Raw genomic sequence first — 22,701 nt, forward strand, 5'->3', positions numbered from 1 at the left:
CGCTTACGAATGTCGAACGTCGAGTGCAAAGCACTCGACGTACTGCGGTTGAAGTACCGCGTACGTGTGAGATACAGATCACAACCTAATTACTGCTTCTTCCCAGATTGGTTCTGTTGGCCATGCCAGCAGAACAACCCTCTTTGCCTGATGACCATAGCGAGTCGGTCCCACCCCTTCCCATCCCGAACAGGACCGTGAAACGACTCTACGCCGATGATAGTGCGGATTCCCGTGTGAAAGTAGGTAATCGTCAGGCTCCCTAAGCCAAGAACCCCCGCCCGAACAGGCGGGGGTTTTTGCATTGGCGCTGCGGAAATTTCCGATGTGCCTGACGTGGGTTGCAGCTCGTCCTGAAAGATTATATGGCAGTGGACCTGAATGACCTGGCCCGCCGCACTTGCAGAACTATCGTCGCTTGTCACAGTTACTAACGGTGCGGAGCATCGGGCACCGAGCTATCTAGACGGTGGTGACTTGCGACGTTCACCATGGGCAATGCGCGGATCACCTTGGGGCAATCTAAAGTGTGTCGGAGTGTGACGCATAATCAATGCGTGACGTACTTTTTATTGTCGCAGCAAAAGGGGGGGCAATGCCTGTGATTCTCCCGCCAAGACGGGTGTCGGGTGTCACAAATGTTGAAAAGTCGCCCCATTGAATTTATGGGAGTTTTTCACTAACTCTGTCACGGCGCTTCGAGCTTTTTGACTCGAATAGTGAAAAAACTCGGCAGCCACGCCACAAAACATGAAAATTTTTGCGGGTGGGCCGCAGAGGCCCGCAGGACAAGGCTCTGCGCGCGCGGGCTGAGCGTCGACTGACAGGCATGAATCGCACAAGCATCGCGAACGGCGGACAATCTGCGAGGGTGGGACGCCGCGTCCCGTGAGCCGGTTCCAACTGACCCTGGCCCCAAACACGGCTGGCCCCACTTCGATTCCTCTGTGGAGCACGGCCATGAAATCGGATCGGATCTGTGCTGCCTGCGGCACACCCTTCACTCCGCTCATACATATCCCGCATCAACGCTTCTGCTCAGCCAAGGCGTGCCAGCGTGCTCGCCGGCGCGCATGGCAGCACGAGCGCCTTCGAGTCGATCCCGACTATCGAGAGAATCAGATCCGGGCTCAGGCCAACTGGCGAGCCCGACATCCTGACTACTGGCGGCACTACCGCGAGACGCACCCGGCCTATCGCGATCGCAATTGCGCGATGCAGCGACGACGAAATGTGCGGCGCACTGCTAGTGCTGTTGCAAACATGGACGTGTGGCCGGCATGTCGCCCACTAGCATCTGGATTCTACATCCTGCGCAACGCGGTTGAGGCCGGCGTTGCAAAGATGAACGCGTGGACGGTGCACATCGCCGTGCTGTCTGAGCCGAGGCCAGTTCCGGCGTGATTGCAAAGAGATGACGTGTTCGACAAGGGTCTATGGCCTGCTACCTTGGCTGTGTACTCGCTCGCATTCGACGTCATTGCAAGGCGCGACGCGTTCGCCGATACAAGTCCTCGTAGCTGATGTCGGGGACGGCGCAGCGAGGAGCGGTTGCCGGTGGGAGCTGGATCGTGGACCTCGATTGCACATGCGAATCCGTTGATGAGCAGGCCTGCAGGATGCGGGCTGCTGAATACGTTCGGATGTCGACGGAGCACCAGCAATACTCGACGGAGAATCAGCGTGATCGCATTCGCGACTACGCTGCTCGTCGCGATCTCGAGATCGTGCGGACCTACGCCGACGAGGGCAAAAGCGGTTTGCGTATCGATGGGCGCCAAGCGCTGCAGCAACTGATCCGGGACGTGGAAACCGGCATGGCCGATTTCCAGGTGATCCTCGTCTACGACGTAAGCCGCTGGGGACGATTCCAGGATGCAGACGAAAGTGCCTATTACGAATACATCTGCCGGCGCGCAGGCATCCAGGTCGCCTATTGCGCCGAACAGTTCGAGAACGACGGCTCGCCAGTTTCGACGATCGTCAAAGGCGTGAAGCGTGCGATGGCCGGTGAGTACAGCCGCGAGTTGTCAGCGAAGGTCTTTGCGGGTCAGTGCCGATTGATCGAGCTGGGTTTCCGGCAAGGCGGCCCGGCGGGCTATGCGTTACGCCGGATCCTGGTCGACGAGCATGGCCTCATGAAGGGGGAATTGCAACGCGGCCAACACAAGTGCCTGCAGACGGACCGCGTCATTCTGATGCCGGGCCCGGACAGCGAGGTGCGTATCGTCAACCTCATCTACAGCTGGTTCATCAATGAGTCACTCAATGAGCACGAGATTGCCGCACGCCTGAACGGCATGAACGTTCAGACGGACCTTGGGCGACCTTGGACTCGGGCAACGATTCGGGAGGTGCTGACCAACGAAAAGTACATCGGCAACAATGTCTACAACCGTGTGTCGTTCAAGCTGAAGAAATCTCGTGTCACCAATCCGTCGGAGATGTGGATACGCAAGGAGGGTGCGTTCGAACCCATCGTGCCGAGCGAAACGTTCTATACCGCGCAGGGCATCATGCGGGCGCGCGCCCGGCGCTACTCGAGTGAGGAGCTTATCGAGCGTCTGCGAAACCTTTACCGAAGCCGAGGCTTTCTATCGGGCGTTGTGATCGACGAAACGGAGGGCATGCCGTCCACCTCGGTTTATGTGTATCGCTTCGGTAGCTTGATTCGTGCGTATCAGACGGTTGGCTTCACGCCAGGACGTGACTATCGTTATATCGAAACGAATCGCTTCATTCGGCAACTGCACCCAGAGATCGTTGCCGAGACCGAAAAGAAGATCGCGGATCTCGGCGGATCGGTATCGCGTGATCCGGCGACGGACCTGCTGACCGTGAATCGGGAGTTCACTGCCTGCATCGTGCTGTCACGGTGTCAGGTGCGCAGCAGCGGCCGTAACCGCTGGAAGGTCCGGTTCGACACGAGCCTGCTGCCTGATATCACGGTCGCAGTCAGGTTGGACCAGAGCAACTCGACGGCGCTCGACTACTACCTGCTGCCGCACATCGATTTTTGGCAGCCTCGTATCAGTCTCGCGGACTGGAATCCGATCGAGTTCGAGAGTTATCGCTTCGACACGCTGGACTACTTATACGGTATGGCACAGCGAGCTCGGCTGAGGAGAAGAGCATGACTCAGCGTGAACAGCCCGGTGAGGTTCGGATGATCCCCATCAGCCAGATCGAGGTGATCAATCCTCGCGAGCGTAATGGTCGAGTTTTCGACGAGATCGTCACCAACATCAAGACGATTGGCCTGAAGAAACCGATTCTGGTCACGCCACGGGCAACGGCAAGTGGCGTGGAGAAGTATCTGCTCGTGTGTGGCGAGGGCCGGCTGAAGGCGTTCCGATCGCTCGGCGAAACGACGATACCAGCGCTGGTGGTGAGCGTGAGCGACGAAGATGCGTTCATCATGAGTCTGACGGAGAACATCGCGAGACGGCAATGCCGACCGCTCGAGCTGCTCGCCGGCATACGCGAACTGCAGGAGCGCGGCTACGCACCGAAGGCGATCGCCGAGAAGACGGGACTCACGCAGCACTACGTGCAGGGGATCTTAACGCTGTTGCATCAGGGTGAAGAACGCCTTGTGATCGCCGTCGAGAAAGGTCGGATTCCGCTGAACGCGGCGCTTTCGATCGTCGGTGCCGGCGACGATGATGAGGCAATCCAGGCGGCACTGCAGGAGGCATATGAATCGGGGAGATTGCGCGGGCGCCAGTTGATGGACGCTCGGCGCGTCATCGAGCGGAGGAAAGCGCTCGGCCGCACGGCGAATCGAAACATGACGCGCAAGGTGATGGACGTGACCACATCGAGCCTCGTCCGAACGTATCAGCATGAAGTTGAGCGGCAGAAAACGATGGTGCGGAAGGCGGAGTTTACGCAGCAGCGATTGCTGTTCATCGTTGGTGCCCTCAGGCAGCTATTTGGGGATGAGAACTTCGTCAACCTGCTGCGCGCTGAGGAACTGGCGACGTTGCCGAAGTATCTGGCAGAACGTGTATGGCCGAGCGGGAGTCCAGCATGACCGGCGTAGCACTTGGGTTCATTCCGGAACCACTCTCCGTTCCGATCATGAGCATCCTGCCATCACGGCGCACGCCTGCCGGCATGATGAACTCGCGAAAGTTCAAGCAGATCAGAAGCTCCATCGAAGAGGTGGGCTTGATCGAGCCGCTTTCGGTGACGCCGGTCGATCAGGCATCGGGCAACCACGTCCTGCTCGATGGGCATCTGCGACTGATCGCGTTGCAGGAGCTCCAGTTCAACACCGTGTCGTGCCTCGTTGCCACGGACGATGAGAGCTACACGTACAACAACCGCGTCAATCGACTATCGACCATCCAGGAGCACTTCATGATTCGTCGGGCCGTTGAACGGGGGGTGTCCCCGGAGCGACTCGCGAAGGCGCTGTCCGTAGATGTATCGCAGATCATCAAGAGGATGGCATTGCTGGACGGGATTTGCGCTGAAGCGACTGAGCTTCTGAAGGATCGACAGTTTTCGCCGGAGCTCGCGCGAGCGCTGCGGAAGATGAAGCCGACGCGGCAAGTCGAATGTGTAGAGCTCATGGTGGCAGCAAACAACCTGTCTGTCTCGTACGCTGAAGCGTTGCTCGTCGCGACGCCGGCTTCGCGGCTGATCGAAGGGAAGAAACCGAGGAAGCTTGCCGGCGTGAGCCCCGAGCAAATGGCGAAGATGGAGCGGGAGATGAGCAATCTGCAGGGACAGTACAAGGTAGTCGAGCAGACTTACGGGCAGGACGTCCTCAACCTCGTGCTCGCAAAAGGCTACCTAACCAGGTTGCTTGCGAACGAGCCGGTGCGCCAGTACCTGCAAGTCCAACAGGCGGACTTGCTATGCGAACTCCAGTCGGTCGTGGACATGATCGCTCTGGAGCAGCCAGTGCTCGAAGACGTAAGTTAGGAAATATTCAGAAAACTAATTAATTCATGGCCGCTTGGGTGCAGTGTAGTTGCACGGAATTACTCCCTGAAGGGTCGGAAGAATGGCCTTTCGCTCTTCTACCTTCAAAAGACGTACTGGTCGCGGTTGTTTGTTTGGGTTGTCTTTTGAGCCCCAAATGCTCGTAAAAACATACGCATTTGATTGATCGGGCCCAATAAATACAATTTTTCTCAACTGGCCGGGGGGAGAGTCTTTTCCCGTGCAGGCTTTTTCATCAAACATATCAAACTCCCAGGCAAATTTTGAGATTGCCATTGTTTCAATGTCTGACATTCCAATTGCAGTTTGGGCTGCGTATGAGAGGCAGGTTGTAAAAAGAGCGGCAGTTGCAGTCGCGGCAGCGATGACGCGTTGCTTTATGGGAATTCTCTTGTTTTTGAGTTCAAATAAACCGAAAAGTAGAAAGATGATAAGTTGAAGGGTTAGGAGAAATAGCGCCGTCCAAAGCGAAAGAATGCCGATTGACGACATGAATGCACCTGCACTATAGGCAATAGGAAGATTCGCTGATGCGCCGAGGAAATGAGCGGATATCCGACTGGTTGCATCAGAGTGCCCGATCCAGATCAATATTGCCAGCCCTGTCCATCGAATCCAAACGCAAAACGGACAGTTTAGTGCTTCGACTAGAGTGCGTCTTCTGCAAAAATGAACTGCGAGCGCTGCTAAGGGTAGCATGCTCATTGCGATTAATGTGATTGTGGCGTTGAAGACATCAGTTTCTTTGTAATATAGAAGGAATAGTTTAACGGCAGATGCAAAGAGGATCGTGTGCAATAAAACTACTCGTGGCATGGAGAATTCTTTTGCAATTGATTCGCTAAAAGCATCTATCTTCTGAAGAAGATAGTTTCTCTCAATAAACAGCCGAGTCCTCTTTCTGACAAAAATCGCACAGCGCATCATGCTGGTGATGATCCAGCTGCGTCGGATAAATTGTGAAATTTTGCCCAGTATCAGTATCGTTGAAATTGCGGCGCCCGGTGTAGCTAATATTAGGGCGGTGCCGATTATAATTTTGATGGCGTATATAATCATTATATTTTCAGTGAATTGCGTGTGAGAGTGTCGCCGGGCTGTCGGTTCAAATATTTTTCCCGAGATGCAGAATGCGACTCTTAATTTTTGGCAAGCATACGTTGCGCGTGGGCGACATAGGCGAGCGGGCGATTCATCGAAGCCCGATTGCCTCGAATGCTGTTGATCGCTTGATAGGCGGCACCAGCGAGCGACAGCGCGGCACCTGCATACGCGGTCACGTTACCTGAGTTTGTTGCCTGAAGTGTCAGCCCGGCACCACATAATGGGACTAATGCGCCAAGGGCTACCGATCCGAACGACGGGCGCATAGCATCCTCGATTTCAGCGATATCGGGTTTGCAGTTCCGCAAAAATGCTTCGTTAGCACCGATACGGTCGTCCGCATTCGGAAGCGTTGCAACATAGACACAATGCGCTTCGATCCGAGCGCGCAGAGGGGGGAGAAGATGGCCGTATTGACTCTTGAATCGCAGAAGTTTGTCCAACTGCACGGGGCCAGTTGGCGTCGGAAGTAGGTGCTGCAACACGACTTCTCGAGCTTTTTGGCGATGAAGGTCCCGTGCCGACGACCTAGGGCGAGCCTGTAACCCGGCGGCAAAAGTCATCTTGTTGGTCACGGGCGTCGCATTGACCTCAGGAATCGCCCCCAAGCACGCAGCCAGATAGGACATGAACATGGTCGCCGTGGTTGTCTCCACGTCGTACCACGGCCAGTCGACTTCCTTGGCGAGGCCAACCTCCACTAAGAAGCGAGGTATTTCACCAAGCTTCTCGGCATGAATCCGGGTGGACGTGTGTCGGGAGGGAAGTTCTGGGGTGCGCGGGCGGAGCCACTTCAGCCGGTGTTCGATCAATGTGATGAAGCTGTCATCGAAGCGCTCTAAACGACGAATGTACGCAGCAGGTATTACTGGTTCCACAAGGCCTTCGCTGAGTAACTCCCGCATGAACCCGTTCATCTGTTCGGGACGGCGCATATGGTCCATCGGAACAATGGATGATAGCTTGTCCCAATACAAGAGCGACTTCACTGTCCACGCGTCGTCAGGAAGCGTGATGTAGGGAAAATAGAGTGCGTTGGCGCGCATGTGGTTATTGCAATCTATAGTTGTGTCGATTTACGACGAGGTTGTACGTCTTCCGACTAGCGCAAGCCGATAGCGCGCTCCATCGCTTCTTGGCGGGCCTGGAGAATCTGTCGCCGCTCCAATTCGCAATCAACCGCAAATTGAAGCAGATATTCGAAGGGGTCGATGCCCAAACTTTTTGCAACTTCCCCCAAGGCCGTGGCAGCTTCGATTCGGCGGAGTTCGTCAAGGTCAGCATCGATGGTATTGGCCACTTCTTGAGATAACTTGTCGACGCGTGCCCTAGCCGCGGGAAATTGCGACAAGAACCGTTCATAGCCGATAGAGATCTGCTGAGCTGATAGTGATGGTGAACTCATAGATGTATGTTCAGTGCTGAAGAGGTATTCCGAAAAAGATTCGATTCCGGTTGGCAGAATTCATTGAGCTGCTGGAGCAGCGAGGCAGCAGATGCCAGTCCGAAAGAACGTGCCTAACATAAAAGTGCGTCCCTCCGATGGCGATGCTCTGTACCGGGTTGGTTCATCTATTCCGGCTCGAGTCAACGAAGATGTCCTGGGGAAACGGTAGGTCGATTGTATCCATGGACGCATTCATTCAGTTTTCACGATAGCAGATTGCGCCAAAGACGAACATAAAAGCGGCCACAGCCACTAGCCAGGGAAGGACCTGGGTTCCATGTATGGCCTGCCACTTGCCAATTAAGAGAACCAACGTTGCTGCCGAGCAGTGAGTTAAGATCGAAGACACTTCGTCCGATATCTTGCCCGAGAAGCGGGCGGCCCATTGCTCGATCTTCACCGGACGTCCTCTGCCCGAACGGCGGCTTAACTTAATGCAGAGATAAAGGGCAATGATGAAAATCACGTCGACTAGGATTGCTGCGAAGCCGATCAAAAGGACGGCCGTTATGTCGACCGGTTGACCGGCGTCAATGCTTCCCACGGCGAGGAACGGGGAGGTAAAGCTGCGCCCGAACTCGTTGAACGCACTGATGAACAGTGGGGTTTTCAACAGGACTGCGACGGCGGCCCATATTACAAAAACTTGCGGCACCCTCCTCTTCATGAACTGACTGACTCTCGAGAGCGTAACGAAGCTCTTCATCATCTGCCGCCCATCGACTATTTGCCACTCGTCTTTTTTGGGCTTTGCGCTGTTCATTTTGATTGGTCCCCGGTTCGTATGGATTTCTTCGTCGTGCACTTAGCAAGAACTTCATTGTCAGTGTTCTGGACGTAAGTCGAACGGACAACACAAGCTTTGTGCTCCGTCAAAGCATACATTCTCAGCATATCAAGCTTCACGGCCGTCGATACTCGTTGATTGAACACGCCGCGGCGGGCATCTGGTAGGCCGCTCAGGGAAAGCGGCCACAATATGGCCATCACGTACGACAGCACGACCGCTTTGAAGGTCGTCTAGAACTTCCGCCCGCACTTTGCCATCTTTATCTGCATGAACAGCTACGTCCGCATTCGCGTACGCTCCAGCGATATTTTCGGGGCCGCTCTGGCGGATCATCTGAGCCGTGTTACGAGTACATCGACTGGGAGCGGAGGGTCCGAGCGATGGACCATCGCGTGACAGTTGGCGCACAAAGGGATCAAATCCTTGATCGGATCGATGACGTATGACGCGCCGATTGAGCTCAGCGGCCGCAGATGGTGCACGTGAATGTAACCGCGCCCGATGTCGCCGTAGACTGCCTCGAAGTCAAAGCCGCAAGCCGCACACCGATACCCGTGGAAGGCTAGACAGGCCTTGCGTGCGACGGGGTTACGCTCGTAAGCGTTTACCGTCACGCGCTTCATCGCACCTTCGAGGATCGCGGGCGGCACGACAGCAACCTCGTCCGTCGGAATTTCCTCGGCCAACGTGCCTTCACCTCCATGGGCGGCGTTCATAAAACGCCAGCGCACTCGAGCGGGTATCTCGTCCGATACAGATATGGCGCGTCCCAGACCGGCGTACGTAAAGTTGTCGCGATCATTCTGGCGCCAGAAAATGTGAACTTCCGAGTCAGGCGCAGTCATTTTGGCAATCATCGGCTGAGTTCGGTGACTCCTGGTTTTGCCGCTCCAAACCAACTCATCACCCTCGAAGCTGTTACCGTAATCGTGCCCAGTCCGGCCCGGCGCCCCGACGCCGCAGAAGACGAGATAGGTTCCATCATGTTGGACGTATCCCGTGAGCCAACTTCCGCCGCTCGGCAGATCGGGGAGTCCAACTGCCTGCGCGACATCGCGACGGCTATAGCTGCCTCCCACATCGAACTGAAATTTCATTTTTGTTCCCCGGACACACCTCGGTTTGGTGTCATGCTACCGCACAGGCGCTCTCGGCTTCCGTGCGATGTGTGCAACTGGCATTTGAAAGGTGCAATCCGGCAAAGATGCTTTTCGGGGGCGTTTGGATACGAGATGGAGCCGAGACGAAAGTGAGCCGGAATCGTAGTGCGGCAGTCGCACCGTTGATCAAACGGATGTCCGGACAGGCCTAAACCGTGCCCATCGCTATGGACTCAATGTCGTTTACGATGATCCGTTAACTATATACAGACGGTCGCCAAAAGCCTCGAACAATAACGACAAGAGGAGAAACAGATGAACGAAGCATTTAAGTCCGCAGGCACGGGGTTGCCGATGTGGACGTCGAAGGAAGACAAACGTGGCATCGATCCGCTGGGCATGCAGACCACCAGCGTCGCCCTTTACCAGGAACTGCTTCCGGGCATTAGCAACGTGACTTTGCGCATGCGTTATTACGGCTTCTATGCGTGGCTCGCGCAAAACTACGCTGAGCGGATCGGAGAGACGTCGGCGGAGAGCTGGTGCATTTGTCTACGGCGTGCTGAAGCGCTGTACGCTCTCATCGCGGCCGCGGAGAACAACGAGCGTGGTGTGGCGGGTGTCATCTGGGCGGGCAACAAGTTGGCGCAAACCGCTTCGGGAGATCTGGTGTTCCATCCGAACACAGACCGGGGCAGCCATCCGCAGTATCTGAAGCAGAAGTTCGGTGCCTTTGGTGCAGCTTATGGCTCGCAACTCGTCGAAATCGGGGCGCTGGAGTATGTCGACGCGCATCAGGTGCCGGTACCAACAGTGGATGTCGGCGACCAGCTTGCGAAGCTGTTCCACGCGTCGGTCTGCGACGCCGCCGAAGTCTTCTGGCATGCCGCTCGCGAGGGCACGGTCTCGCGGCAGGAGCTTGTAAGACTGGCGATCATGCTTCCGTCACGAATCGAAGCGGGCAGCGAGGAATGCCGTTTGTACCAGGACTTGCTGTTCGCCAAGCTTCACCCGAAGCGGCCAACGGCGGTCATGCGCAGCCAGACCTTGCGCCTGATCCTACGCGCGGCGCAGGCAAATGCCTCTGGCATTGACGTGGCGAAGGTACGCTGGACGCTTTATGCCGGGCGAAACGCGGAAGGCGAAACATTCGATGAAGTTCCTTCGACCGAGGACGAACGCCGTTTCGCGTGGAGCGTATATCACGCCAACGATCTTCTGCACGTCGCCTACGAGGCGATTCTCAGGTTCGTGCTCGATGTGCTCGCACTGACGCCCGCCGGCCTGCCACTGGAACACCTGGTCGCAAAAGTGGCCGAACGGCTGGCTGACTCGCTGACGCACCATGAGGCTGGTACGTGGGACGCGCTCCTGATGAACATCCGGCTTGCCGCCGATCCGTGGTCCGACAGCGATGCGCTCTCCGAATATCGGCTTCACAACGACGTGCTTGGCATAGGCGATTCGGACGAAACTGATGGAGATGCCATCGCCGCGCGGGCGGTCTTGCTGCTGGCGGTTCTGCACAAGCGGTGGGAAGACCGGCTGGAGCGCGTCAGGCTCTATTGCCCGATCGTCACGGAAGGTGAGTTCGTACAGTCCATCGTGACTGAGCTGTCTGACCTGCGCGCGCACGCGCATCTCCCTCTGTCCGAACTGCTCACGCGGTTGGTCCAGTGCAGGATCGTCGAGCGGCATCTTTGGGTGGCGATTCAGAAGTTCCGTGGACAGGGCGATTATACGTTCCTGCTCGAATGCGACGACGGGCGCGTGCGGCTGCGTCAGGGTACGGGGCCGGTACTGACCAATCCGCGTCTGTCGTCCGCACTTACTTTCCTCAGAGACCTGCACCTATTGAACGATGCAGGCCCGACTGCCGCCGGCCTTGAGGTACTCGCCGCATGAAGCTCTTCAACTCCTTTGCGGAAACTGGCTATCACACCACCATCGTGACGACGTTCGGCGTGGACTTCGCCGCCTACGAGTCGATCGCGCTGCCGCGCTTGCGCGAGGCGGGCAGCAGCAACAACGTTTTGGTCGCCGATGCGCGGATGGTCGCGCAGGCCATGGAAGGCGGCCTCCGGCGACCGCGGTTCGCTGGCCGCCGCTATTCGGTTGTCGGCATTCAGCCCGCTGGCGTCTTTCATCCGAAGCTAGTCCTTCAGCTTGGGAATGTGTCGGGACGGCTGATGGTCAGTTCCGCGAACATGACCGCGGCGGGCCTCGCGGGCAATCTCGAGGTCATCGGAGAAGTCAGGACCGATGAAACCGATCCGTCTGCTGTGCCGATCCTGCGCGCCGCACTCGACTACCTAGAGCGGTTACTGCCTGACGTGTCGGTGGCGCGGCGTCAGCTGGATTGGGCTTTGAAGCGGACGCGCTGGCTGGCGGAGGCAAAGCCTGGCGACGACACCGTGATGTCCGACGACGATGGCGTGCTGGCATTTCTCGCCAGCGGCGGGAGGCGCGGCATCGGTGCGCGCTTCATCGAGCGGATCGGCGCGCGACGGGTCACGCGTTTCATTGCGGTCAGCCCGTACTGGGACGCGGACCTCGGCACGCTCGATCGCTTCAGGCATGAACTTACGCCTGATAGGACGGCAGTCCTCCTGCGCCCCGACACACGGCTCTTTCCCGTGCATCGATGGCGGAGTGACGCGCACGTTAGCCTACACGACCTCAAGAACGTGAAGAGCGCAGGCTCCAGCCGCTTCGCGCACGCCAAGATTTTTATCGCCGAAACGGAGACGGCGGATTGCGTCCTGTTCGGTAGCGCAAATTGCACGACGGCGGCTCTGGGCGCGGAAGAAGACGGTGTCAATGAAGAAGCGTGCTTGTATCGCGAGACCGCGCCGGGCCGGGCGGCCGAGTTGCTCGGGTTGGAGAGTGTGCTGACCGATGCGACGGCCATTTCACCGGAGACGATCGCCTCATACCAGCCTGCCGACGATATCCCGATGGCAGAGTTTCAGCGCCGCCTGCCAGGACGCTTCGAACTCGTCGGCGACCGGCTGTACTGGTGGCCGCCAGCTGGGCTCGATGCAGTCCACGCGGAAATCGCGCTGTTTGATAGCACCGGCGCGCGCCTGACGGTCAGCCTTGAGCGCGTTGGAAGCGGTGCCGAATGTTTTTGCTATCGATGCCGCGCCGAGGCAGTACCTCATTTCGCGCAAGTGAGCGCGGGCGGCTTCGAGTCGTCACTCGCTATCGTGACCGTCGAGCAAGCCCTCAAGGAAGCGCAACGCCGCTTTAGGAGCCGTGCCGTCGATAACTCGCTCGCGTTACTGGACGACGAGGATGCCATCGAAGGGCTGTGGCTGCTTGAAGTGATTCAGAAACTCCAAGCGGCGGAGCGCGAGGCAGAGGCCACAGCCGGAGGCCGGGCATCCGGTCACGAAAGAGAGGAGCGCGACCAGCAGGGTGAAAAGGATGAAAGCGTTTCGCGCACGCTGAGTTACGAGCAGTTTATCGCTGGCCGCAGAAAGGCCGCTGACGGCGGAAACGATGCATTGGTCAGCCATCTGGCATCGTCGCATCAGGAGTCGGTGCGCGGGTTCCTGAATGCGCTCATCGGGCGCGGGAGGCTACCCGTTGAGACCGGCGACGAAGACGACGCGGCGGGCCAGAACTGGTCGCTTGGCGATGAGACGGCGAACGGCGACGGCGCGCTCGATACCGACGACCGGTTCGGCTCGGACGATCTGGTGTCGTCAATTAAAGTCGACGCCGCCGCGCAGCGTTTGCGACGTCAGCGCCAGTACGTCAACGATACGCAAAAGAGTCTCATCGAAGCCGTTGAAAACTTCATCGAACTGCTCCAGAGCGAAGCCTCGAAGCGCGATCTAGATGTGGTGGACCTACTGCGTTTGCGTGCGCTGCTCGTCGTGGTGTTGGGCGCCGGCAGCCGGAAATCCAACTTGATGCCCGGGGATACCAATGCGAAGGTGTCGCGGCAGCAAGTGCTGCCGAGTGCGGGCGATGCAAGCTGGCAGCGACGTGTCACCCGGCTGCTCTACGAGCTGTTCCGCACGAGGAGCAGCGGACAGCCATTGATTGCGCGGGTTGTCGTAGATCCCGGGCTCGGCGGCGGTCTGCCTGAGGATGTGCTCGAGTGCTGGGCGACGTGCTTCTGGGCCCTGTGCGCAATGCGCGTTTTTGTTAGTGAAGAGGGCATCCCGGTACAGAACGGGCCCCGAGAGGATCGATTGGCTGCGGCCCTCTATTGCTTCGCCTCTCTGCTGCCAGAAGAAGCAATTGGCGATGCTGTGAGGGAGGTCTTCGCAGGTATGTCCCATCGTTACGGAGCGCGCCTCGGTGTAAACGAAGCGGCGGTGCTTGAGGAGCATGCTCGCCTTTGCACACAAGCGCGGGAGATGGCTTAATTTGCGTGAAGACCAAGGGAACTAGCGAGAATTGTTCGCCCGCGACACGTCAGTATTGCTTCAGCAGGGCGAGGACCTACGAAGACTAAGTGCGGTCGCCTAGAATGATATCGGGTACCAGCCCAAGTGGTGATCGCGTAATCTCGATCCGTTTCTGTGAAGTTGAGTCTAGCCATGAGCAAGAGGACAACGATATTCCTCGACATCGATGGAGTCCTACATCCAAATTCCGTGGGCGAGCTCGAATACGGGCCCAACGGACCGATGGTGGTCGGACAGGGAGTTTGTTCACTGCAGACTAAGCTTGCCGAACGTGTCAGCGGGAAAGCGGTCGACATCGCAATCCACAGCACCTGGATCTATATGTTCGACCTCAAACGCTTGCAAGATGAGTATCTGCGCGAGCTGAGCGCAGCTACCAAAATTTATCTCACGAACCGGCGTATCGAGAGCCGCTCGCTACGGATAACGGACTATATGCGAAGGCGTCGGCTGACGTTAGCCGATGTCCTGATTCTGGACGACGCCCCCAAGGAATTCGCGTCGGCCCCGGAACTACTATCCCGCCTCGTTGTGTGCGATCCGGCCCGTGGGATAGACGATCCCGCCATACTTCAACAGATTGATGAGTTCGTTTCCTAAGCGATAGTGATCGATGTCAGTCTGAGCCGGACTTCGCAGGATGCGTAGACGCAGGTCCATCTTGCATCGCGTAATGCAGAGCGCGGGCATCGTGTAGCGCATGGTGGCGACCGCCGAACTGGGCGTAGTAGGATTCCAACCGAACCTGGTCGATCTGGTCACGTATGAGAAGCCCCTGCCAGCCACTCGGTACGCCATCGAGGAGATCTACAAGAAGATCCCAGTCTCCTGCGAAGTCCATGCAGAAGATGCCGCCCTTGAATAGGCGCAACCACTCGTGAAGCGCCAGCTGGAGATCTTGGCGAGAGAACACGCGGTCCGGATATCGACCTAGCTGCGGCAGCACCGCTTCATGGACAAATGCACTGCAGGCGCGTCGATCGAAGTCGTTGCACTCGGCGTAGAACTCCTGGCCATCGTCGGCGACCAACGCAACGCTGATTAGATTGCAGTCGATGAAGTCGGTGAACTCTGTATCAACAAAAATTCGCATTGTCCCTCCTTGGTGTTCACCACCGGATTGGTAACGATATAAGGACGACGTTTCGCGTTCGCCATGTGGGCTCGCGTTACTCTCTCGGCGCGGGCGCAAGCCGCGACTCGACGATCGAGAGAAACTCAGCAATCGAAAACCCGAGCCCTCTGCACAGCGCGGCGACTGTGTCGAGCGTTGGCGACCGGCGACCCTGCTCCAAGAGCGAGATGTACGTTCGGTCTAGGTTTACAGCAAACGCCAGCGTTTCCTGCGTGAGATTTTGAGATGTCCGGAGCGTTCGCAGTGTGAGGCCGAATGCGACGTTATGGTTGCCGCGCGCTGGATAGGTGTCTAACTTGAGACGATAAGGGGTATTGCTTTGCGAAGCGCTGCTGTGTATTTTCTCAAGATCGATAGGTTCGATTTTCATTGGGTTTGAAATTGTAGATTCGATTCTCAACTGCACGAACCGTCGCCGAGTGAAATCGCCCGGCGACGGTTCGTGCTCTTGCCGGTTCCTGCAGTAGTAGCGGCTACTTGTTAAGTAGCAGAGACATCTGCAACGCGATAGAAATACTGCCGTGAGCGATCCACGGACGGCCCCGTGATCGCATCGACCCCCCGTTCGCTGAGGCGGCGCAGAGCCGCCTTCGGAGAGACGTTCCAACGTTTGGCAATATCGACCAGTGAGACGTAGGTTGATCGGAACTTCACGACGTCATCTTTTGTGACCAGATCTATCGCTCGACCATTGACGCGATACACCTCATGAGGCAATAGACCGGATCGGATCAGGTGATACGCAACCTCCTCCTTTATTGAAAGCGCCTGTGCGACTACCTGGGCGCTCATCGTCGATGGGGGAAGACACTTCGCATCGCAGATAACCGAACGGACATCGTCCTTGTGCACCAGATATGCTCCAATTCCGCGCACGCCTGCTGCCTTTCCGAACGATCGGATTGCCCCGCTAAGCAGCGACTCGATGACCCTCAAGAACACCGCGTTATCTCTACACATGTGGCGGAGTACATGTCTGAGCAGCAGAGTCTCCTCGGGCGAATGGTCCGCGCGGTCGCATGCGGGAAGATCAAGCAGGCGGCGCACTTCGTGCACGGATATAGACCACTTGCTCCTATGATAATTTGGAGCTTCCCCGATCAAGCCGGCAGTCAGCAAGATGCGAATCCGGCGGCGGCTTATGCCAAGCAGTTCGCTAGTTGCATGTAGATCGATGGCATCGCGAAGAGCGGCCCTCGTCTGCGCAACACTGTTTGCATCCGCGACAGCAAAGCGTCGTCCAATCGGACTACGAAGAATGCGAGCATTGAGTCGGCCGGTGGAAATCAGCCGCCAGATCATGCTGCGCGAGCATCCCAACTCCCGGCGAATCTCGGATGCGGACAGCATGGTGTGCCACTTTCGCTTGCTGAACGCGCGATGCCGTCCGTCGATGGCCCCATACCAGTGGCCATCGAGGTGTGCTTCGAACTCTCGCCTCATGAAGTCGAATTCATCGCCTGCGAGTGTCTTGTAAAGCAAGCGATAAAGGGCGGAGTATTTTCGACGAATGCTCGTTTCGGTAGTGCCCTTTTCATCGTACTTGGCCATCATCGACCGGAAGCTATATGGCCAGTGCAGCATTAGCTGAGCGCATTGATCTACATAGGCTGCGGCTGTGGTCAAATTTTGAAGCCCGGGGGTCCGGCCATGACGATGCGTATGGAGAGCAGATATGTGCGGCGCCAATGCATGGAGTAGGCGCAAGAATTGAGTCTGCGAAAGGCGTGTAAAAGGCTGCACAAGACGGCGCGACGCTCGCTGCTCAGAACTCGCTAGCTGCCTCGAACCGTTGCCGCTGCACCATTGCATTAACGTCGTATGTGTTTCCGGTGCTCGCTCCATTGTCATCTCGGCAAACCTTCGACCACACGTGCACTGTATGTATGACCCGCTCCTCCACGTCGACACCTTGCCGCATGCGTCGCACGACTCTCTTAGCATCGCGTTGTGTGCAGGGCATGCTACGAAAACGCTTAGCGACCATGCTGACCGGATGTAGTGGTCCTCGGCTAGGCATGCTGGGCACCAGCGCATACGAGTTCTATTGAGCCATGACTCCTTTTCGGGCGAAGCGGTGTCGCCCTCCCGTTTAATCCATGAAGGCCACGGCTCCGGCAGGCAATTTAGTTGTTTGGCCGAAACGAGGGTTAACTCGGTAAGGTCCTTGATAGTGACGGGATTTTTTTGAAGCAAGTTCCTGACGAAGTCGAAGCTTCCCGAGTATCCATTGATACCCAGGAGCCGGCGCAGATACTCGGTGAGGCTTTCGTCTTCGTGAGGTGGATCGCGAAGTAAGAGAGGGGTGAGGTTCATCTTGCCCCCGTTCTCGATTGACGGCTCATCTTTGGTTTCACACCAATGCTCTCCGCCGCAAACGGTTCTAGCCGCTTGTCTAGGCGACGAAGACAGAAATCCTTGTTAAACGGATTGAGTCGGCCGTAACCAGCCTCCCAAATTTGTTCGACGAAGGATTGCTCTAGGATGGCTTCTGAAACTATTGTCGAATCGGAGCGGAATGCGAGCATCAGCGCACGTTGAAATAGCGAGACCAGATAGCCGATTCGACCATCGGTCGCGTAGTACAGTCGCTCGAGTGCCTCGCATGACGAGGGCTGGAGTGCGCATTGAATTGGTAGCGCGTCGAATAGCGTCGACACAAGAGTCATAAATTCCTGAACTCGTGTCTCGTTGTCGAACGTCATCGGATTCATGGGCAGAGCAGCCGAAAATCGCCGTCGAAGCTGCCCGTTTGTGGCGACAAGTACCTCAGCGCGGCGAATGCCGACAAGAACGACGGGCTTCGCGATTCGATCCGCAAAGTTCTTGATCCAATCGCCCACCTTGTAGATCGTCGGCGACTGCCCTCGATCGTGAACATGTTGCAACTCGTCGAGTATGACCATATCGACCGAACATGCGTGAATCAGACCGATCAATCGTTCTGTCTTCGACGAGTTGGTCCCTTTGGATGGAGCTGGGTCTCCAATTTTCGTCAGGAGACACTCGGCGACCGAGCTGATAGTCGCTAGTGCTGGGATAGAAGCATAGAGAACAGGAACGACGTCGCGGTGCGGTTCAGAGTAGCGCTGATTTTCGCCCTCGACAACTTTGCATACCGTAGTTTTGCCACATCCAGTTTCACCGTATATGGCCAAACATTCGACGAGCCCCGTTTTTCGGTACAGGGTCAGCGATTCCGATATGCTGCGATAGGCGGTCTCGAATTGTGGAAACATGAGGGTTTCACGGCGAAACCGATCCAAGGCATCCAACTGCTTCGCAGATAAGGCTGAGATTTCCTTCATTTTTCCACCCGTTAGATGATGTTTCGCTGGATTCGATGTAGCTTTGCAGCGGAATCGAGGGTGTTGACTGGGGAGTTCATCACGCGGGATTTCTGAGGGGGCGAGAGGCTCGGCGTCGCGTTGCCGGACGGTTTTTCGTTGCTCACCCCTAGCGCCTTTGCTGCCTTTCGGCGCTGCTGGAGATGCTTCGAGTTTGCGAGGCTGGACAGGGCATCGGCAATTTCGATGCGTGCTTCCATTAGGCTCTTGGCGTGCTCGCCGTTTTCCTCTCTATCGCGGCAGTACTTCTGGATCATTTGGTGCTGCGCCAGGCGAAGTCCGTTGGCGTAGTCTGCTTGGACGGCCGGCACGCGAATTTTTTCTTGCCCGTCGGGCGCCCAGAGCCATATCGAGCCGAGGTCTTCGGGGTCGTACGCAACTCGAACACGTACGCCTATGCCGTATGTAGAAATGATAGGTAGTAGATCGTCGCTAGCGTAGTAAAGGCCATTGAGCAACACACCGTCATGGCGCAGACTACGCTTCTTGTAGATTCCAAGGTGCAAAGCGATTTCTTCGGCTGACGCAGGAAGATTCTGAGATACGCCGGCGATTCCTTCTTCCCACTTTTTGCTCGGAGTAGTACCGATACCCTTGTGTACGGTTTGCGCGTAGACGTCAAGAAGCCACTTCTCAAACAGATGAGTGAATTCGGAAATTGTTAGAACCGCGCTGGTGAGGGGATCGTAGTCACCGCGAGCCGCGAAATGGGCAAGGCTGGTACCCGGCAATCTATGAGCAAAGGAATAATTGCACGTCTTCAGAAAGCGCTCTATCACGCCCTTGAACCGAGGTTGCCTCTTTGGGCAAAACAACAACTGAATTTGCAAATCGAAGCAGGCGGCAGCCAGGGAATCACTGTGAAATTCCGCGCCGTTGTCGCATACCAGCACTTCGAACCGACCGTAGCAAGGCCAAGGGTTCTGTACAGTCAGATTTGGCACAACGGCTCTAGCGGGCTTCTTTGGAAGAAGTGCATGTCGGACTGAGCGCATGACCGCCAGCGTTGATGTGTCATCAAAGCTAATGTAATAGCCTAATGGCATTCGGCTGAAGACGTCGATCAGCATTGTCAAGGTTGGTCGACCACACGGAAGCCACGTTTTTTCATCCACGAGAAACACGTCGAACGGTGTATGGTCGATTTCTACTCGCTCAAGGACGCGGGAAACTTGTACACCTCGGCGAACTATTCGATATCGGCGATCAGCAGCGGGTTTTCCTTCATTGAGTATCGTGATGTCATACTCAGGCACTCTGTCGAACAATCGATACAGAGTCCTCCTATCGGGAATCTGAAGATGCTCGTTTGCTGGAAGAAAGTGATTGGCTTGAGTAATTTTTTTCGAAAGGCGGTCCTTGACATTCGTCATCGCCAGTTTGCGGGCGGTGGCTGCTTCTTCAACAATGCTTTCCATGAAGAGGTCAATGACTTTCTGGTCCGTTCGCGGTTTGCGTGGGCCTTTGAGGTCGTGTCGGGGTATTAGCCTGCGGGGATCGTTTGAGGTTCCAATCGCTTCGCACCAACGATAAATGGTTGTGGGACTCGGAGGTTTTTTATCGTTGATTGTCTGGGCTACTTGCAGTATGAATGGCTGTAAAATTTTCGGTGTGTATGATGGGCGACCATTCGATAAAATGAGATCCACGTATGCTTTCCGCCGGAGTGCAGCTACTTGTACTGATTTTTTAAGCTCGCAAAACGGACGCCCATATCGGGAGCGCAAGGCGGTGTCGTCAGAAGGGGCATCTGCCTCGGTGATACGTCGGGGTACGGCCACCATTCGCCCCTCCGCGTAGGCCTCCAAAATCTCCTGCTTTGTCTTGCGGACCAGATCCAATGTCTCGCAATTCTCAAGTGTGATGCTTCCGTTATCGAGTGTGCGTTCGATACGAAATTTCGCGCCATCTATCTTAAAAACCTGTCCTTTCGTCAATGAGAAACCATTCATGCTTGCTCTCCAGAGATATGTTGACGGGTGTGTTTTGGTCGAGCGGACGATCGAGAGGACATGTCGCATGCCCACGCATAAGAAGATCGACGACGACATTCGAACCGAGGAATGAGATGAGTTCTCCTAACGTAGAAAGCTCAGAGCAAGTTCTATTCCTTAGGCTACGGCGAACCGCATCGTAGTCGACGGCTGAGAGTGGCGCTTCATAGCGCAGGCGCCGGAGGTTGGTCAATCGTGGTTGAGTGCGAATGAGCTCATCCGTCAGAACTAGGAATGACAATCCGAGCCGATCTATGTGCTCTTCGATGCGATCAAATTTGGCCCGGATCTCGGGGGCAGCGAGACGACGCGCTGGCTTGATCTCTACAAGGAATTGTCGTCCATCCGTCAGGTCTAGCTGATAGTCGGGGGTGTAAAGGCGGCTCCGGTCTCCATCGGGAAACGAAATGCGTGTTGGCTGTTCACGATAGGACGCGATTTGGGGGGACATCTCGAATAGGACACATGCATCTGCTTCCAGCAAGTGTTCATATCCGACCATTCGGTTATTTTTGCGACTCGGGAAGAGTCCACGCGGAATTCCTCCAGACCGCGTCACGATTTTGCGGACCGGGGTGTGCCCGGCAGACCACGGAATCGATATCGACCTCGTGTTCACTGCTGCTCCTTTTTTGGGTGTGAGCTGCCCCTCGACAACCGATCGTTGTCGAGAATTGCGCTGGCGATGGGCGAGCGCTATCCGCGACTCGACAAAGTTTGCTCGAATCGCATGGGGCAGCGGATTGAAAGAAAAAAGAAGGGCTTGACTCTGGGGGCGGAGCGGAGGAGACTCGAAATCGCCAAATCGCGAATCTTCTTTAGTTCCGACCACAGAGCGCTGCAGGCCCCTCGGGTTTGCGGCGCTTTTTCTTTACATGGCACCTCCTTCGATCTCATCGATGCTGCTTGGGGCGTCGTGTTTCCGGTTACGAACCAGAGCGGCGTGAACGCTCGCGATAATCTCGATGTCGTCGGGACTCAGGTGTGGCAAGTCCTCTGCAATTGCCATGAACACGGCGTGCTTGCGGGGCGGCAGCTCTCCAGGCAAGCGGAAAAATCGCTGCGACCTGCGTGCCACATTCATTAGTTGGCGAATACGCTCGCTGTCGAGCTCCAGGGCTCGACCTAGCATCTCCAAGAATGGTGAGCCATCTGGCGTCCGCCGTCCCGTCTCTACTGCACTGATGTACGTGTCGTCGACGCCCATGCGTGTTGCGAGCTCTGCCTGAGTCAGGCCGAGCTCGAAGCGGCGATCTCGAACGAAGTTTCCGAGGGCGGTCATTGGTCGACTACATTTGGAAGATGGGACGGTAACCTAGGATAACGAGCCCTTCATTCGCCAGCAATCGATAGGCATTGGCATGGGCCATTGATAATGAAACGTACAGAATGTGATGGTCGTCTTTGTTGAGATAAATTAAATATTTGTTTTTGTTCCAAAGATGAATGTGCCTGTCAATATTCTGACGGAAGAGCTTGTCTTTTGTTAATTGTGATGTTCGCCAGGCTGTGCCATCTTCAAGTGAATTTACAGGCACAACTCAGGACCCTTCGCACGCGAAGGTGTGCTCTAAGGGGATAATATTTTTCTATCACCGTTCGATTTCGTTAGGTGTATTCGTGGCGCTTCATGCGTTGCTTCGCCGTCCGTTGATCGACGGCGTATGCGTCGAGTAGGGAAATGATTCGAACGGAAAATGCGGCTTGGTAGCGGGGCCGAAGCTTGCGCACCGACGACAGCGTGGCGGTTCGAAGTGGCATCAAAATCTGCTGGTAACTTGTGCGCTTCGGCGAACTCAGTGGGGACGGGTCGACGTAGCCGCTTTAGCCAAAATGCGTAATTTTTGTGCGGTGATAGCCTCGCATCTTCCAAGTGTCGTCATCGGAGTAGATATGCAAGCGAGGCATCAGCATGACCGGCGGCGGACAGAGGTTTTGATCGTTGCGTGATCGCACGTCTTCTGCAGTCGCCCCATCGCCTGCCGTACGGGGCAGGATGCAAATGGAAACGTACGTATCCGTCAACGGTACCCCCTCGCCCAAGGGTATGTGCCGAAGTCGCGGTGTACGGCGTTGCGTGCTCGTACTGGTCTTGCAGCTATCCCTTCTGGGAATCGACCGCGTGCACATCTGTACCTTGAGTCGGTACTTGCCATCGATCGTTGATTTCCCGATGGTTTTCCTCACCGATTCTTCTTCGTTCCGCCCGGGCACGCTCCACCGGCAGAACGGTCTCGAAGAGGCATCAGTGCTCTGTCGCTGGCTCTGCCCGGAAACGGGGGCTACCGCCGGTCTGACTGTCTGCTCAGCCGGTCTCGGAAAGAGATGGCCGTCAAGCGACAGTCAAAGCGCTGATTGCCCCGATTGTGCCGGGCTGTACCGATATAATCCGAGGTCTGCGACA

The 22,701-nt window shown here is 56.4% G+C and carries 18 protein-coding genes, 1 rRNA gene and 1 pseudogene; 7 read left to right on the top strand and 13 right to left on the bottom strand.

The window, feature by feature from the left end:
- Nucleotides 1–146: 146 nt before the first annotated feature.
- From rrf to WS49_RS26325, 4 genes are all read left to right on the top strand, one after another.
- Nucleotides 147–259 (top strand): 5S ribosomal RNA (gene rrf / locus WS49_RS26310).
- Between the two features lie 1,264 nt (nt 260–1,523).
- Entirely contained in the window at nt 1,524–3,137 is a 1,614-nt protein-coding gene (locus WS49_RS26315; protein ID WP_059534812.1) for a recombinase family protein, read from the top strand.
- Complete coding sequence (locus WS49_RS26320) at nt 3,134–4,036, top strand: ParB/RepB/Spo0J family partition protein (RefSeq protein WP_059534815.1); 903 nt, start codon at nt 3,134–3,136, stop codon at nt 4,034–4,036. Before WS49_RS26315 ends, WS49_RS26320 begins: the two co-directional genes overlap by 4 nt.
- The gene (locus WS49_RS26325) at nt 4,033–4,935 is read left to right on the top strand and encodes a plasmid partitioning protein RepB C-terminal domain-containing protein (RefSeq protein WP_059535124.1); all 903 of its coding nucleotides are present in this window, start codon (nt 4,033–4,035) and stop codon (nt 4,933–4,935) included. Before WS49_RS26320 ends, WS49_RS26325 begins: the two co-directional genes overlap by 4 nt.
- A gap of 24 nt (nt 4,936–4,959) precedes the next feature.
- Here the strand turns inward: WS49_RS26325 and WS49_RS35365 are convergent, their stop codons facing one another.
- The 5 genes from WS49_RS35365 to WS49_RS26345 all read right to left on the bottom strand — a co-directional run bounded on the left by WS49_RS35365 (nt 4,960) and on the right by WS49_RS26345 (nt 9,394).
- Nucleotides 4,960–6,015 carry a hypothetical protein gene (locus WS49_RS35365; RefSeq protein ID WP_156441459.1) on the bottom strand — a complete coding sequence of 352 codons (1,056 nt, stop codon included), beginning with the start codon at nt 6,013–6,015 and terminating at the stop codon, nt 4,960–4,962.
- Between the two features lie 80 nt (nt 6,016–6,095).
- Complete coding sequence (locus WS49_RS26330; protein ID WP_059534817.1) at nt 6,096–7,106, bottom strand: hypothetical protein; 1,011 nt, start codon at nt 7,104–7,106, stop codon at nt 6,096–6,098.
- 56 nt (nt 7,107–7,162) lie between these two features.
- Complete coding sequence (locus WS49_RS35370; RefSeq protein ID WP_156441460.1) at nt 7,163–7,465, bottom strand: DUF6388 family protein; 303 nt, start codon at nt 7,463–7,465, stop codon at nt 7,163–7,165.
- Between the two features lie 238 nt (nt 7,466–7,703).
- On the bottom strand, nt 7,704–8,270 hold the full coding sequence (locus WS49_RS26340) for a hypothetical protein (RefSeq protein WP_059534821.1): 567 nt from the start codon (nt 8,268–8,270) through the stop codon (nt 7,704–7,706).
- A gap of 356 nt (nt 8,271–8,626) precedes the next feature.
- Nucleotides 8,627–9,394: an HNH endonuclease gene (locus WS49_RS26345; RefSeq protein ID WP_059534823.1), complete on the bottom strand. Its 768-nt coding sequence runs from the start codon at nt 9,392–9,394 to the stop codon at nt 8,627–8,629.
- Nucleotides 9,395–9,712: 318 nt separating this feature from the next.
- Between WS49_RS26345 and WS49_RS26350 the strand changes: the two genes are divergently transcribed.
- The 3 genes from WS49_RS26350 (at nt 9,713) to WS49_RS26360 (ending at nt 14,421) form a co-directional block, all read left to right on the top strand.
- Complete coding sequence (locus WS49_RS26350) at nt 9,713–11,302, top strand: hypothetical protein (RefSeq protein ID WP_156441461.1); 1,590 nt, start codon at nt 9,713–9,715, stop codon at nt 11,300–11,302.
- Nucleotides 11,299–13,779 (top strand): hypothetical protein, encoded by a 2,481-nt coding sequence (locus tag WS49_RS26355; RefSeq protein WP_059534827.1) that lies wholly within the window; start codon nt 11,299–11,301, stop codon nt 13,777–13,779. The genes WS49_RS26350 and WS49_RS26355 overlap by 4 nt, the downstream gene beginning before the upstream one ends.
- 174 nt (nt 13,780–13,953) lie before the next feature.
- Entirely contained in the window at nt 13,954–14,421 is a 468-nt protein-coding gene (locus WS49_RS26360; protein WP_059534829.1) for an HAD domain-containing protein, read from the top strand.
- 16 nt (nt 14,422–14,437) lie between these two features.
- Here WS49_RS26360 and WS49_RS26365 read toward each other — a convergent pair whose 3' ends face one another.
- The 8 genes and pseudogenes from WS49_RS26365 to WS49_RS26395 all read right to left on the bottom strand — a co-directional run bounded on the left by WS49_RS26365 (nt 14,438) and on the right by WS49_RS26395 (nt 21,579).
- Nucleotides 14,438–14,914, bottom strand: a complete 477-nt coding sequence (locus WS49_RS26365) for a 3'-5' exoribonuclease (protein WP_059534832.1) — start codon at nt 14,912–14,914, stop codon at nt 14,438–14,440.
- 76 nt (nt 14,915–14,990) lie between these two features.
- Nucleotides 14,991–15,326: a helix-turn-helix domain-containing protein gene (locus tag WS49_RS34305; RefSeq protein WP_082725584.1), complete on the bottom strand. Its 336-nt coding sequence runs from the start codon at nt 15,324–15,326 to the stop codon at nt 14,991–14,993.
- A 110-nt stretch (nt 15,327–15,436) separates the two neighbouring features.
- Nucleotides 15,437–16,510 carry a hypothetical protein gene (locus tag WS49_RS36255; protein ID WP_059596288.1) on the bottom strand — a complete coding sequence of 358 codons (1,074 nt, stop codon included), beginning with the start codon at nt 16,508–16,510 and terminating at the stop codon, nt 15,437–15,439.
- Between the two features lie 396 nt (nt 16,511–16,906).
- A pseudogene (locus WS49_RS36580) lies at nt 16,907–17,272 on the bottom strand (TniQ family protein); the annotation flags it as partial.
- Nucleotides 17,269–18,264: a TniB family NTP-binding protein gene (locus WS49_RS32855; RefSeq protein WP_063888614.1), complete on the bottom strand. Its 996-nt coding sequence runs from the start codon at nt 18,262–18,264 to the stop codon at nt 17,269–17,271. The gene WS49_RS32855 and the pseudogene WS49_RS36580, both read right to left, overlap by 4 nt.
- Before the next feature lie 11 nt (nt 18,265–18,275).
- On the bottom strand, nt 18,276–20,255 hold the full coding sequence (locus WS49_RS34315) for a Mu transposase C-terminal domain-containing protein (RefSeq protein WP_179949286.1): 1,980 nt from the start codon (nt 20,253–20,255) through the stop codon (nt 18,276–18,278).
- Nucleotides 20,218–20,799, bottom strand: coding sequence for a TnsA endonuclease N-terminal domain-containing protein (locus tag WS49_RS36585; protein ID WP_082725587.1), 582 nt, complete (start codon nt 20,797–20,799; stop codon nt 20,218–20,220). Before WS49_RS36585 ends, WS49_RS34315 begins: the two co-directional genes overlap by 38 nt.
- Before the next feature lie 369 nt (nt 20,800–21,168).
- On the bottom strand, nt 21,169–21,579 hold the full coding sequence (locus WS49_RS26395; RefSeq protein WP_059534842.1) for a helix-turn-helix domain-containing protein: 411 nt from the start codon (nt 21,577–21,579) through the stop codon (nt 21,169–21,171).
- Nucleotides 21,580–22,701: the final 1,122 nt, after the last annotated feature.

The organism is Burkholderia sp. RF7-non_BP4, from assembly GCF_001521935.1.
GTDB lineage: Bacteria > Pseudomonadota > Gammaproteobacteria > Burkholderiales > Burkholderiaceae > Burkholderia > Burkholderia diffusa.